The sequence below is a fragment of the Enterobacter sp. RIT637 genome (genome assembly GCF_019718755.1).
Classification (GTDB): Bacteria; Pseudomonadota; Gammaproteobacteria; order Enterobacterales; family Enterobacteriaceae; genus Enterobacter.
On record NZ_JAIHAZ010000224.1, the window covers coordinates 1 to 503 of the forward strand.

A 503-nucleotide genomic window follows, 5' to 3' on the forward strand; every position below is an offset into this window, starting at 1 on the left:
CTATGTAGGCGCGCTCACACACGGCCAGCGTTTCGCGAACGTTGTGGTCCGTGATCAGTACGCCAAGCCCGCTGTCGCGCAGGTGCTCAATAATACGTTTGATATCGATAACGGAGATGGGGTCAACGCCCGCAAACGGTTCATCCAGCAGGATAAATTTCGGGTTTGCTGCCAGCGCGCGCGCAATCTCAACGCGGCGGCGTTCACCACCGGACAGCGCCTGACCGAGGCTGTCACGCAGATGTTCGATATGAAACTCGTCCATCAGCTCGTTCGCACGGTCAGTGCGCTGCTCGCTGGTCAGATCGTCACGGATCTGGAGCACGGCCATCAGGTTGTCGAACACGCTTAAGCGGCGGAAGATGGAGGCTTCCTGCGGCAGATAGCCGATGCCACGACGCGCGCGGGCATGCAGTGGCAGCAGACTGATATCTTCATCATCGAAGATGATGTTGCCGGCGTCACGCGGGACGATGCCCACCACCATGTAGAAAGTCGTGGTT

General features: G+C 58.8%; 1 protein-coding gene. It reads right to left on the minus strand.

Annotated features, from left to right (window positions below):
• On the minus strand, positions 1-503 hold a 503-nt coding region (gene lptB, locus K5E19_RS24135), incomplete at both ends, for an LPS export ABC transporter ATP-binding protein (RefSeq protein WP_221553420.1).